This window comes from Sandaracinobacteroides sp. (assembly GCF_057137845.1).
Genome location: NZ_DBNHFX010000208.1, coordinates 1 through 12,473 on the forward strand (window position 1 = coordinate 1; position 12,473 = coordinate 12,473).

Annotated in this window: 13 protein-coding genes; 4 read left to right on the forward strand and 9 right to left on the reverse strand. The window is 66.5% G+C overall.

All coding sequences use genetic code 11. The annotated features are described in order from the left end of the window. The first annotated feature begins 4 nt into the window (after positions 1 to 4). On the forward strand, positions 5 to 1,642 hold the full coding sequence (locus tag AC16JP_RS11340; RefSeq protein WP_484340737.1) for a DNA polymerase III subunit gamma/tau: 1,638 nt from the start codon (positions 5 to 7) through the stop codon (positions 1,640 to 1,642). Then, a complete protein-coding gene (locus AC16JP_RS11345) occupies positions 1,639 to 1,956 on the forward strand; it encodes a YbaB/EbfC family nucleoid-associated protein (protein WP_484340725.1) in 318 nt (105 codons plus the stop codon). Before AC16JP_RS11340 ends, AC16JP_RS11345 begins: the two co-directional genes overlap by 4 nt. Positions 1,957 to 1,984: 28 nt before the next feature. On the opposite strand, the gene AC16JP_RS11350 is transcribed toward AC16JP_RS11345, so the two are convergent. From AC16JP_RS11350 to ftsH, 5 genes are all read right to left on the reverse strand, one after another. Beyond that, on the reverse strand, positions 1,985 to 2,626 hold the full coding sequence (locus AC16JP_RS11350; protein WP_484340726.1) for a hypothetical protein: 642 nt from the start codon (positions 2,624 to 2,626) through the stop codon (positions 1,985 to 1,987). Between the two features lie 85 nt (positions 2,627 to 2,711). Beyond that, complete coding sequence (locus AC16JP_RS11355) at positions 2,712 to 4,226, reverse strand: acetyl-CoA acetyltransferase (protein ID WP_484340727.1); 1,515 nt, start codon at positions 4,224 to 4,226, stop codon at positions 2,712 to 2,714. Beyond that, on the reverse strand, positions 4,223 to 5,152 hold the full coding sequence (locus AC16JP_RS11360; protein WP_484340728.1) for an alpha/beta hydrolase: 930 nt from the start codon (positions 5,150 to 5,152) through the stop codon (positions 4,223 to 4,225). The genes AC16JP_RS11355 and AC16JP_RS11360 overlap by 4 nt, the downstream gene beginning before the upstream one ends. An 85-nt stretch (positions 5,153 to 5,237) precedes the next feature. Beyond that, the gene (locus AC16JP_RS11365) at positions 5,238 to 6,053 is read right to left on the reverse strand and encodes a transporter (RefSeq protein ID WP_484340729.1); all 816 of its coding nucleotides are present in this window, start codon (positions 6,051 to 6,053) and stop codon (positions 5,238 to 5,240) included. A gap of 3 nt (positions 6,054 to 6,056) precedes the next feature. Continuing rightward, positions 6,057 to 8,006: an ATP-dependent zinc metalloprotease FtsH gene (gene ftsH / locus AC16JP_RS11370; RefSeq protein WP_484340730.1), complete on the reverse strand. Its 1,950-nt coding sequence runs from the start codon at positions 8,004 to 8,006 to the stop codon at positions 6,057 to 6,059. 160 nt (positions 8,007 to 8,166) lie between these two features. On the opposite strand from ftsH, the gene AC16JP_RS11375 reads away from it, so the two are divergent. After that, positions 8,167 to 8,535, forward strand: a complete 369-nt coding sequence (locus AC16JP_RS11375; RefSeq protein ID WP_484340731.1) for a VOC family protein — start codon at positions 8,167 to 8,169, stop codon at positions 8,533 to 8,535. A 7-nt stretch (positions 8,536 to 8,542) separates the two neighbouring features. On the opposite strand, the gene AC16JP_RS11380 is transcribed toward AC16JP_RS11375, so the two are convergent. Both AC16JP_RS11380 and AC16JP_RS11385 read right to left on the reverse strand, forming a co-directional pair. Further along, positions 8,543 to 9,340, reverse strand: coding sequence for a TrmH family RNA methyltransferase (locus AC16JP_RS11380; protein WP_484340732.1), 798 nt, complete (start codon positions 9,338 to 9,340; stop codon positions 8,543 to 8,545). Next, entirely contained in the window at positions 9,337 to 9,954 is a 618-nt protein-coding gene (locus AC16JP_RS11385; RefSeq protein ID WP_484340733.1) for a DNA-3-methyladenine glycosylase family protein, read from the reverse strand. Before AC16JP_RS11385 ends, AC16JP_RS11380 begins: the two co-directional genes overlap by 4 nt. A gap of 112 nt (positions 9,955 to 10,066) precedes the next feature. Between AC16JP_RS11385 and AC16JP_RS11390 the strand changes: the two genes are divergently transcribed. Beyond that, positions 10,067 to 10,384, forward strand: a complete 318-nt coding sequence (locus tag AC16JP_RS11390; RefSeq protein WP_484340734.1) for a 2Fe-2S iron-sulfur cluster-binding protein — start codon at positions 10,067 to 10,069, stop codon at positions 10,382 to 10,384. 21 nt (positions 10,385 to 10,405) lie between these two features. Here the strand turns inward: AC16JP_RS11390 and AC16JP_RS11395 are convergent, their stop codons facing one another. Together AC16JP_RS11395 and AC16JP_RS11400 are read right to left on the reverse strand one after the other, a co-directional pair. Next, on the reverse strand, positions 10,406 to 11,695 hold the full coding sequence (locus tag AC16JP_RS11395) for an N-succinylarginine dihydrolase (protein ID WP_484340735.1): 1,290 nt from the start codon (positions 11,693 to 11,695) through the stop codon (positions 10,406 to 10,408). Then, the coding region (locus tag AC16JP_RS11400) for an aldehyde dehydrogenase family protein (RefSeq protein WP_484340736.1) at positions 11,695 to 12,473 on the reverse strand (779 nt) is incomplete at its 5' end. The genes AC16JP_RS11400 and AC16JP_RS11395, both read right to left, overlap by 1 nt.

The window sequence follows — 12,473 nt, forward strand, 5'->3', positions numbered from 1 at the left end:
CCGCATGAGCCTGTTTCCTGAAGATGCACCCTATCGCGTGCTGGCCCGCAAATACCGGCCCGGCGACTTTGATGCGCTGATCGGGCAGGATGCCGTCGTCACCACCCTTGCCAACGCCATTGCCCGCAACCGCCTTGCGCAGGCCTGGCTGCTGACGGGCGTGCGAGGTGTCGGCAAGACCTCGACCGCCCGCATCATTGCACGCGCGCTGAACTGCATCGGTCCGGAGGGCGACGGCGGTCCAACGGTCAGGCCCTGCGGTGTCTGCGCCAATTGCGTGGCGATCGCCGCCGGCCAGCACATGGACGTGATCGAGATCGACGCCGCATCGAACACCGGCGTCGACAACATCCGCGAGATCATCGAGGCGGTGCGCTACGCACCGGTTTCGGCGCGCTACAAGGTCTATATCATCGACGAAGTGCACATGCTTTCGAAGGGTGCCTTCAATGCGTTGCTGAAAACTCTTGAGGAACCGCCGCCGCATGTGAAGTTCATCTTCGCGACGACCGAAGTGCAGAAGGTGCCGGCAACCATCCTGAGCCGCTGCCAGCGCTTCGACCTGAAGCGCGTGCCTGCTGTGCTGTTGTCCGAGCATTTCGCCAAAGTCAGCGCAACGGAAGGGGTTGCGGTCCAAGCGGAAGCGCTGTCGCTGATCGCCCGCGCCGCCGAGGGCAGCGTCCGCGACGGGCTGTCGATCCTCGATCAGGCGATCGCGCAGGCAGGGCAGGGCGAGGTGACGGCCGACGCCGTGCGCGAAATGCTGGGCCTTGCCGACCGGGGCAGGCTTTCGGCGCTGCTGGGGGCTATACTGGATGCCGATGCGGCGGCGGCCCTTTCCGCGATGGACATGGCGCATGGCGCCGGTGTCGAACCGCAGGCGCTGCTGGGCGGGCTGCTGGACATGGTGCACGCCGTCACCCGCGCGCGGCTTTCCGGCAGCGCCGACCCGGCGCTTCCCGAAGCGGATCGCGCAGCAGTGCTTGGCTGGTCGAAGCAATTGTCGTTCCCGGCCTTGTCGCGCCTGTGGCAGTTGCTGCTGAAGGGGCATGGCGAAGTGTTGCTGGCGCCGGCGCCGCAGCAGGCGGCGGAAATGGCGGTGCTGCGCTGCGTCCATGCAGCGGGCCTTCCCGACCCAGAGAAGCTGGCGAAGTTGCTGGAAGCAGGCGGCGGCGCAGCATCGGTGCTGGCGGCGCCTGCGGTCCCGGCATCGGGCACCCGCGCGCAGAATGCGGCAGTGCAAGCGATACCGCAGGATGCGGCGGGAATCGCCGCCCTGTTCAACGACCGCGAGGCGCTGCTGGCGCAGAAGCTGCACGACGATGTGGCGATTTCGTTCGATGGGCCGGCGTCGCTGTATCTGGGGCAGATCGGGCAGTTGCCTGCGGGCTTTGCCACCGACGTGCGTCGCTGCCTTTCCGCATGGACCGGCGCCGACTGGAAGGTCGAAGTCGGCCCGCCGCGCGCCGGCGTTGCCACCCTGCTTGCCGTTGCCGAGGCAGCGCAGGACGAAGCCTATCGGCTGGCCCTTGCAAACTCCGATGTGCAGGCGCTGATGCAGGCGTTTCCGGGCAGCGAAATCCTTCAGCCGCGCGCGCCGAAGCAGGCAGCGGCCCCACAGATCAGGAGTGTGTTCAGGTGAAAAGTATCGATGATATTCTGAAGATGGCCAACAATGTGCAGGCGCAACTGGCGCAGGCGCAGGAAGACCTCGACAAGCTGGAAGTGGAGGGCATGTCGGGCGGCGGGCTGGTGAAGATGCGCGCGTCGGCCAAGGGGCGCATCATCTCGATCGAGATCGACCCGTCGCTGCTGTCGGTCGAGTCGAAGGAAATGACCGAGGATCTGATTGTCGCCGCCTTCAACGACACCCGCGCCCGCGCCGATCAGGTGGCGCATGCGGAAATGCAGAAAATGACTGCGGGCCTGCCGCTGCCGCCGGGCTTCAAGCTCTGACAGCGACAGGCTGAACGCGGGCGGTTGTTCAGGCCGCCTGCTTCCATTCGCTTGCGCGCACCAGCCCCGGATTGTCGGCGGCGGTCGTCAGCATCGTCTCGACCCGTTCCTGCCACAGCTTTCCGAACTGCGACAGCGAGGCGGCGTCGGCCCGTTCAGCCAGCACGCGCGGAAACAGCGCCTGCATCGCCGGATCCGGCGGCACCACCCCGGCGTCGAGGTCGAGGACGACGCCGCGGCCGTTGTCCACCCGGCGCAGGGCCAAAGTGCCGTCGATTGCGGCGTCGAAGTGCAGCAGCCCGCGACGGCTGAACCGCTGGCGCGGCCCGATGCCGCCGAAGCCGGTTTCAGGCGCGGCCCCCGTCAGCAGCGTGACGACGGCTGCAACCACCCCGGTCGTGCCATGGTCGCGTGAATCCTGCAGGAACGCCTCGATGCCGCCGCGTTCGGGGGTTTCGTCCCCATACAATTCGCGCAGGCCACGCCGAACCATCAGGAAGGCACCGGCGACCGTCGGGCAGGAATGGCCCGCAAGTTTCACGACGTCGGAATAGGCATATTGGATCACACCGGTTTTCGACGCGCCCAGAAACACTGCCAGCGGATCGCGCAGGGTGATGGTGGGGGCGTCGGCGAAAAAGTCGGGAAAGTCCATCGCATCCTCGTTCATGGAATAGCAATGCGATGGTTCTGGCCTTGTTGCGAATGAAACGCAACAAGGCCAGATGCCGCACCTGCGAGGCGGGCGCGCCGGTTCAGGCCAGCCGGGCGATGTTGACCTCGTCGTTTCGCGAAAGCTGGACGGTTCGGCCGATCACGGCCACGTCGATCAGCGCGCCCGGATTTTCGCGAACCTGGGCGATGAAGCGATGGCCGTTCAAACGCGCGCGGCCGATGACGATGCCGAACGCCGGCGCGCCCTTGTCGTGCACCACCGTGAACGTTTCGATCGTGCCTTCACCGGTGGGGTTTTCGTCGAAGGCGGGGCTTTCCATCGCGTCGATCCCGGCCTGATAGGCAGCCGGATCCTGGCGTTCGAAGGGGCGCGGCGCGGTGCTCCAGACGCCGAAGCTGTGCGAAGTAAGGAACCCGCCGTTGGCAAACACCAGCCCCGGCCTGCCCGGCGCCGCGCGGCAGGCGGCGGCCACTTCGGCGATGCCATGCATGGCGTAATTGTTGCCCGGCCCGCCGAAATAGGGAAGGCCGCCGGTCAGCGTCAGTCCGCGCGGATCGTCGTGGGCAAGCCCGATCGCATCGGCGGCGATTTCGACGGCGCAGGGAAAACAGCTATAGAGGTCGAGGTGGTTCAAATCGGCCGCACCGATGCCCGCCTGCCCGAGCGCGTGCGCGGCCCCCACCCTGACGGCTGGCGACGACCAGTAGTTCACCCGTTCCGAGATCAGGTATTTTTCATGCGTGTCGGCGGTGCCGTGCAGATAGACCCGCTTTGCCGCCGGAACGCCAAGCCGGTCTGCCGCCGCAGTCGACATCAGCAGCAAGGCCGCCGCCTGATCGACGAACATGTTGGCGTTCATATATTTGGTGTAGGGGTAGCTGATGTAGCGGTTGTCCCCCTCGGGGGTGATGATTTCCTCGGCGGTGCGGGCGATCGGCAACTGCGCATAGGGGTTGTTCGCGGCGACTTCGGAAAAGCGCGCCATCAGCCTGCCGATTTCCTGCCGATGCGCGACCGGCGTGCGGCCGTAATGGGAGGCAAGCGCGTTTTCGAACAATGGGTAGATGCTGACGGGCATGGTGATGCCGTGCGCGCGTTCGTGCGCCGAGCTGTAGCGAACCTTGTCGGGCCAGCTTTCGGCGGCGTCCGGCGCATCTTCGGCCCAGTTCAGACCGACCCCTGCCTTCATCGCGCGGGCCTGCGTCCGCAACGGTTCGCACCCCGCCAGCAGCACCACGTCGTGCTCGCCGCTGGCGATCCGTTCGGCGAAGATATTGGCCAGCATTTGCGGCGAGTTGCCGCCGACCGGCCCATACAGCATGTGGCGCGGCGCAGCGCCGATCCGCTGCGCGATGCTCCAGGGCAGGTTGTTCTGCTTGCCGAACGGCGCCGGAAAGCCCGAATCCTGAAACAGCCGGATGACGGCGATGGCGTCGATCGCCGCTTCGACGCCGGTGGCGCCGCTGTCGGCGATCGCGGCCCTTGCGACCGCCGCCAGCATTTCCTGCGGCGAATGGCCATCCGCCGGGGCAGAGGTGCGGTCGACGCTCTGGGCGATGCCGACGAGAACTGGCGTGCGCGGGTCGATGGTCATGGGCGTGCCTTTGCCTGCGCCAGCCAGCCGGCGGCGCGTTCGAGAGTTTCGGTTGCCAGCGGAACCAGGCCCGCCATCGAGAAGAAGCCGTGGATCGTGCCGGGCACATGATCGTGTGCGGCGAGCGCGCCCGCATCCGCAAGCCGGGCGGCATAGGCCTTGCCTTCGTCGCGAAGGACATCGTGGCTGGCGGTGATGACATAGGCAGGCGGCAAATCATCGGGCAGGGCCGCGCGCATCGGCGCCGTTGCGGCATCGGGGGCTGCCCCCTCGGCAAGCCAGTGGTCCCAGAACCATTCCATCGCCTGCCGGTCGAGGCCGAAGCCTGCATTTTCGGCGTAGCTTGCGTAGGCGTCGGCCGGGTAATCCGTGACCGGATAGACCAGCAACTGCCCGGCCAGAGGCGGGGCTGCGCGCCCGCTTTCGAGTGCTGCAAGCGCCGCCAGATTTCCACCCGCGCTGTCTCCGCCGATCAGCAGGCGGGTCGGGTCCCCTCCGTGCAGGGTGGCGTTTGCCGCCGCCCAGCCAAGCGCCGCCAGCGCATCGCGCTGCTGTGCGGGCGCCTTGTGTTCCGGGGCGAGGCGATACCCGACGCTCACCACCAGCATCGGCCCGCGATCGGCCAAAAAGCGGCAGACATTGTCATGCGTGTCGAGCGATCCGAGAACCCAGCCGCCGCCATGCAGGTAAACCAGCACCGGAAGCGGCGTTTTTGCCTCGGCCGAGCGGTAGAGCCGCAATGCGAGCGGGCCATCGGCGGTGTCGATCGAAATGTCCTGCGTGTCGACCGTCTGCGGCGCGAGCGGCTTCAGCAGTTCGACGCGGGTTTCCATGCCCGCGCGCGCGGTGTCGACGCCGACCCGATATACCTCCGGCCCCTCCTTCATCGTTGCCAGCAGGGTAGCGATCATCGGGTCGAGTTCCATCCGCGCTTCCTCTCTCGTGTTCTGCCATGGGTAGGGGCAGACGCGGGCGGCTTGCAGCTATTGGTTTTTGCTGGTTCGCGGCTGTTCAGAAGCGCCGGACATAGCCAAAGCCCAGTTGCAGGTCGGGGCTTTCGCGGTTCAGGCCGAAACTGGCGCCGATGTCCCATTGGTGGTCGGCGCCCGGCTGCCAGCCCAGCGACAGGCCGAACAGCGTTTCGGTGCTGTGCCGATCCGGGTCGCGGTCGCGATAGAGGGAAAGCTCGGCCGTGAACGACAGGCTTTCCGCCAGCGGCACGTCGATTCCGGTAACCGTGCCATAGCCCAGATGCCGTCCGCGCCCGCTTTCGTTTACCACTGCGTCGATGCGCGGCGTCGCCGCCAGCGAAATGCCGCCGAGATCGGCACTGAGCGGCAGCAGCAGGCCGGCTCCCCAATCCCCGGCGCCGATCGCCTGCCCGCCGGTCGGCAGGGTGGCATAGGGCATGATCGCAGCCGAAAAGCCGGTGCCATCCGGGTTATAGAAGTTCTGCCGCAGCGCCAGCAGCAGGTCGCCCGTGCTTTCGGCGCCGGTTTGCTGGCCGGCTTCACGCACCCGGATCGTGCCGAATGCCGTCCAGCCCAATTGCAGTTCCAGATGGTGCGAAAGCCCGACGCGCAGCAGCACATCGCCTGCCAGCAGTTCGTCGGCGCGGGTGCCGGGGCTGCTTGTGCGTGTCCAGTCGGCGATGCCCAGTTCGAATACCGCTGTGCCCCGGTCGACGGTGCAGGCGGGGGTGCCAAGCCCCGGCCGGTCGGCGCAGAGGTCGCGGCCGACGGTTTCAGCCTTTGCCGCACCTGCCGCCAGCAGCGCTGTTGCGGCAAGGCCGACAGGCCCGAGCCAGCGGACCGGCATCGCCGCCATTTCTCAGGGCTGCGGCGCCACGTCTCCGAGGCCGGAGCCGCGACGGCGGCCAGCCTTCGGCAGCCCCGACACGCCGCCCGCACCCAGCGGCGGCAGCTTGTCGGCGGCGTCCGGCCGTTCGATCGTCTCGCCACGGATGGCCTTGGCGATTTCGTCGCCGCTCAGGGTTTCATATTCGAGCAGCGCCTGCGCCACCGCCTCCAGGTCCTCGCGGTGGTCGGACAGGATCTGCCGGGCCTTGTCATAGCCATCAAGGACCAGCCGCTTCACTTCGGCGTCGATCAGTTCTGCGGTCTTTTCCGAGACATTCTGCTGCCGCGAAACCGAATGGCCGAGGAACACTTCCTCTTGGTTTTCGGTGTATTGCAGCGGCCCCAGCTTGTCGGACATGCCCCATTGCGTGACCATCGATTTGGCAAGATTGGTCGCCATCTGGATGTCGCCGCTGGCGCCCGACGTGACCTTGTCATGGCCGAAGATCAGTTCCTCGGCGACGCGGCCGCCCATCGCCACCGACAGGTTCGCATACATCTTGTCGCGGTGGAACGAGTAGCTGTCACGCTCGGGCAGGCGCATCACCATGCCAAGCGCCCGGCCGCGCGGGATGATCGTCGCCTTGTGGATCGGATCGGATGCGGGTTCGTGCAGCGAGACGACAGCGTGCCCGGCCTCGTGGTAGGCGGTCAGCTTCTTTTCGTCCTCGGTCATCACCATCGATTTCCGCTCGACGCCCATCATCACCTTATCCTTGGCGTCCTCGAACTCGGACATGCCGACGAGGCGTTTCGACCGGCGCGCCGCCAGCAGCGCCGCTTCGTTCACCAGATTGGCGAGGTCGGCGCCGGAAAAGCCGGGCGTGCCGCGCGCGATGACGCGGGAATCGACGTCGGGCGCCAGCGGCACCTTGCGCATGTGCACCTGCAGGATGCGGATGCGGCCCTCGATGTCGGGGCGGGCCACCACGATCTGCCGGTCAAAGCGGCCCGGACGCAGCAGCGCCGGGTCGAGCACGTCGGGGCGGTTGGTCGCCGCGACGATGATGATGCCTTCGTTGGCGTCGAAGCCGTCCATCTCGACCAGCAACTGGTTCAGCGTCTGCTCGCGCTCGTCGTTGCCGCCGCCGAGACCGGCACCGCGATGGCGGCCGACGGCGTCGATTTCGTCGATGAAGATGATGCAGGGCGCGTTCTTTTTCGCCTGCTCGAACATGTCGCGCACGCGCGACGCGCCGACGCCGACGAACATTTCCACGAAATCCGACCCGGAAATGGTGAAGAACGGCACATTGGCCTCTCCGGCGATGGCACGGGCCAGCAGCGTCTTGCCGGTGCCCGGAGGGCCGACCAGCAGCGCGCCCTTGGGGATCTTGCCGCCCAGCCGGTGGAATTTCGACGGGTCTTTCAGGAAGTCGACGATTTCCTGCAATTCCTCGCGTGCTTCGTCGATCCCGGCGACGTCGTCGAAGGTGACGCGGCCGTGTTTTTCGGTCAGCATCTTGGCCCGGCTCTTGCCGAAGCCCATGGCGCCACGGCCTTGCCCGCTCTGCATCTGGCGCATGAAGAAGATCCAGATGCCGATCATGATGAGGAACGGCAGCGCGCCGACCAGAATCTGCTGCATCAGGCCGGGACGTTCTTCGGGCACGGCGTCGAACTTCACGCTCTTGGCGCGCAGGCGCTCGACGAGCTGCACGTCTCCGGGGTTGTAGGTGCGGAACTTCTGGTCGTTCGAAAGCCGCCCGACGATCGCGCGCCCGGAAATCGCAACTTCCTTCACCTGCCCGTCGTCGATCTTGGTCAGGAAGTCGGAATAGGCGATCTCGTCTCCGGCGGAAGCGCGTTCCGACGGGCCTTGAAACAACTGAACCAGCAGCACCAGTGCCAGCAGGATTCCCGCCCACATCAGGATGTTGCGGACCAGCGGAGACGGCGGCTTGCGGTTACCTTCGGACATTCGAAACCTTTCGTGAACGCACCAATGTAGGAGCGCGTCGCGCCGTTAGCAATTCGCACGATCGCCTTGATGACATTCGGTTGCAAAAACGCAACGTTCGTTACACGTTGCAGATGCACATTGTTCCGTATATGTTCCGAATCGGGAAGGAAGATTCCAGATGATCGGATATGTTACGGTTGGCACCAACGATCTTCAGCGTGCCGGGAAATTCTATGATGCGATCGCCGCCGAAATGGGGGTGGGGCGGATGATGGATTATGAAACCTTCATCGCCTGGGGCACACCCGACGGGCCGGCCGGCATCGCAGCGACCAAGCCGTTCGACGGCAAGCCGGCGACCGTCGGCAACGGGGTGATGGTGGCGCTGGCTGCGCGCGACAAGGAACAGGTACACAAGCTGCACGAAATCGCGCTGGCGAACGGCGGCACCTGCGAAGGCCCCCCCGGCCCGCGCGGGGAAGGATTTTATGCCGCCTATTTCCGCGACCTCGACGGCAACAAGCTGAACGCCTTCGTGATGGTGTAGGGCCGGGTCAGCCTTCCTGCTGATAGAGGGCTTCGTAAAGCAGCAGCGTTCCGGCCATGGCGACGTTCAGGCTGTCGGCCTTGCCGCGCATCGGCATGACGACGAGGTTATCCGACGCTGCCATCAGCCGCTCGGGCAGGCCCTGCGCTTCGTTGCCGAGCAGCAGCAAGGAAGGCGCCGGGTATCGCGCTTTGCGGTAATCCTGGGCGCGAGGGTCCAGCGCGGTGCCGGTCAGCACGGCGTTGTGCTGCTGCTTCCATGCAAGGAAGTCTTCCGTTGTCGCGTTGATGCAGGGGACGGTGAAAAACGCGCCCATGGAAGCGCGGACGGCTTCGACGCTGGTGGGGTCGGCGCATTCATCCAGCAGGATGAGCGCCGATGTCGCAGTGGCGTCGCAGGCGCGCAGCAGCGTGCCGATGTTGCCGGGATCGCGCAGCCGCTCGCAGACGAGGGTGCGCGCACCCGGAGTCAGCGCATCGAGCGCCATTGCGCGGGGTGCATAGGCTGCGGCGACCGCCTGCGGATTGTCCTTGCCGGTGACGCCGGAAAGCAGGTCGGGGGTGGTTTCGATAACGGTGCCGCCACCGCCCAGCGTTGCCTGCACCAGCCGCCGCACCAGCGCATGATCGCCCTTGCCTTCGGCGAACAGCAGCACGCGCGGTACCCAGCCCGCTTCCAGCGCCTCGGTGCAGATGCGCAACCCTTCGGCCAGGAACAGGCCTTCGATGCGGCGGAATTTTTTCTCGCGCAGGGAACGCAGGCGTTTCAGCGTGCCGTTCGAGGCGGATGTGACGTGCTGGATCATAGCGGCGGCGCGTTATAGCAGTGCCACAGGAACAGAGCAGCGACGCCGCGATGCGGCTGCCAGCGGGCGGCAAGCTCGCGCAATTGCCGTTCGGACGGGCGGTTGCCATCGGCGAACAGGCGCCCTGCCTGCACCTGCAACGCCAGATCGCCTGCCGGGAACACATCGGGCCGGCCTTCGGCGAACAGCAGGTAGATTTCCGCCGACCAGCGCCCAAGCCCCCGCACCGAGGTCAGCAGCGTGATCGCTTCCTCGTCGTCGTCGGGCAACGCGGCCAATGGCAGCGAGCCATCGACAACGAGGGCGGCGAGGCTTTGCGCATATTCGACCTTCATCCGTGACAGCCCGGCAGCGCGCAGCGCTTCGGGGGCAATCGCCAGCAGGCGCTTCGGGTCGTCGACGTCGCCTACCGCAGTCTCTACGCGGCGCCAGATGCTGGCGGCCGCCGCCGTCGAGACCTGTTGTGAAACGATGGCGCTGAGCAGCGTCCGGTATCCGCGTGGCCGGATGCGGGGTTGGGGCGCGCCATGGGCGGCGGCGGCCTTCGCAAACAGCGGGTCGGTGGCCGCGATCGCGGCCATTGCTTCGGCGATGTGCGCTTCGCTCAGGCCCAACGCCCTCTCCTTCCTGCCAAGGCCCTCTCCTTCCTGATCGGGTTGCAGATGACACTGACCGCGCTAATAGGCGGGAAACCCGTGGTGGTCACGGGCCAAATCGGAGCGTGACATGCCGAAGCTGACCATCGTCGACCGCGAAGGAAACGAAAAGACCGTGACCGGCGATGCCGGCCTGTCGGTGATGGAAGTCATCCGGGACAGCGGCTTCGATGGCCTGTTTGCAGTGTGCGGCGGCTGCTGCTCCTGCGGGACGTGCCATGTCTATGTCGATGAAGCATGGCAGGATCAGGTCGGCGGTGCCCACGACGACGAATCCGATCTGCTGGACAGTGGCGACCACCGCCAGCAGAACAGCCGGCTTTCCTGCCAGATGAAGTTCACCGATGAGCTGGACGGCCTGAAGGTGACGGTCGCCCCTGAAGACTGAACCCCGATAACCGGGGCGGGTTCAGCCACCCAGTTCTTCGGCTGCGATCCCCAGTTCTGCAAGCAGCGCCGCACGCGCGGCAGTGCATTGCTGCCAAAGCTCTGCGTTCGAAAGGTCGGCGGGCGCGATTTCGGCGGGCCAATATTCCTCGACCAGCCGTTCCAGCCGCTCGATCCGCTGTTCGTCCAGCAGGAACCGCTGATCGACTGCGGCAAGCGCCGCCTGCCCAAGCGGCACCCTGAGGCGCAGACAGGCAGGCCCGCCGCCGTTGCGCATCGATTCGCGCAGATCCAGCACATGCAGTTCGTCGATCGGGTTTGCTGCATCCTGCTGCACCCGTTGCAACCAGCGCCAGACACGCGGGTTATCCTGTGCTTCGCGCGGCAGGATCAGGGCCATGCGGCCATCAACGGCAAGCAGCGCCGCATTGAACAGATAGGAGGAAACGGCGTCGCCGAGCGGCACTTCGGCAGACGGCGCCTCGACGACGATCAGCCCCGGCACCTTGGCGGAAAGCGCGGCAAGGGTTGCCGCCCGGTCCTCGAAGGCCTGTTCGTGCGCGAACAGCAACGTGCCGTTCGAAACCGCAACCACATCGTTGTGGAACGCCCCCGCCTGGATCGCCGCCGCCGACTGTTCGGCGAACAGCACCTGCCTGACGCCATGCGTGCGGGCGACAGCCTGGCTTGCCCGCAGGTGCTGGCGTGCCGGGAATGCGCCGCCCCGATGCACGCCGTAAACGAACATTTCCACGCCGGGTTCTTCGGCCGATGGCGCGAACCGCATGTGGTTTGCCGCGCCTTCGTCACCGAAACCGGGCGCAACCGGCAGATGCACCGCGAAATGGCGGCGGTCGGCAAAGGCCAGCCGCAACTGGCCCAGCGTCTGCGGCCATTCCTGGCTGCGGTGCGGCATCGAAACCAGATTGGCGACCGTCAGGTGCGTCCGCCCGTCGGCGGTATCGGCCGCCGGGCTTACCGTTGCAGCGTTTGCGGTCCACATGGCCGACGCCGAGCAGGCGGCGGCCAGCAGTTGCCGGTCGGAGCGGGCGCAATCGGCAAGCACCTGCGCGTCGGAACCGCCGAAGCCCATTGCCCTGAGCCAGCCGGTGTTCGGCCGCTCGTGCGGCAGCAGCAGGCCCTGCGGCACCCCCAGCGACAGCACCAGCCGCATCTTCGCCAGCCCCTGCAGCGCCGCGCGTCGGGGCGCGCTGGTCTGGCCGGCATTGGCCGAGGCCGCCACATTGCCGAGGCTGAGGCCCGCATAATTGTGCGTCGGCCCGATCAGGCCATCCAGTTGCAGTTCAGGCATCAGGCGATCCCCGGCGGTGGCGCAAGGAACGGCGTTTCCGCTTCGACGCTGGCAACCGGCCATGCGCAATAGTCGGCGGCATAATAGGCCGACGGGCGGTGGTTCCCCGACAGGCCGATGCCGCCGAACGGTGCGTTCGATGCCGCGCCGTTGGTTGGCCGGTTCCAGTTGATGACGCCCGCGCGCGACTGCTGCCAGAAGCGTTCATAAAGCGCGCGGTCGCCGCCAAGCAGCGCTGCGGAAAGCCCGAAGCGGGTGGCATTGGCGGCATTGATCGCAGCGTCGAAATCGCCGACGCGCACCACCTGCAACAACGGGCCGAACAATTCCTCGTCGGGCGTGGCGATGCCCGTCACATCGAGAATGCCGGGCGAAAGGAAGGGCAACCCATCGTGCAGGCGTTGCAGTGACCGGATGGACTTGCCGCCGATCGAGCGCGCCCTTGCGATCAGATGATCGGCGGCGGCGTTCGCGATCACCGGTCCCATGAAGGGTTGCGGGTCTGCGAACGGGTCGCTGATGCGCAGCCGGTCGGCAAGCGCGACCACTGCATCCAGCAGCACCTCGTGCGCGCCGTCGCGCAGGATCAGGCGGCGCGCGCAGGTGCAGCGCTGCCCGGCCGACAGAAACGCCGACTGCACGACGATCAACGCGGCCGCCTCGATGTCGCGGTCTGCCAGATCCCAGATGACCAGCGGATTGTTGCCGCCCATTTCCAAGGCCAGCATGCGGTGCGGCGTATTGGCGAACTGTCGCGCAAGTGCGGCCCCCGTCGGGG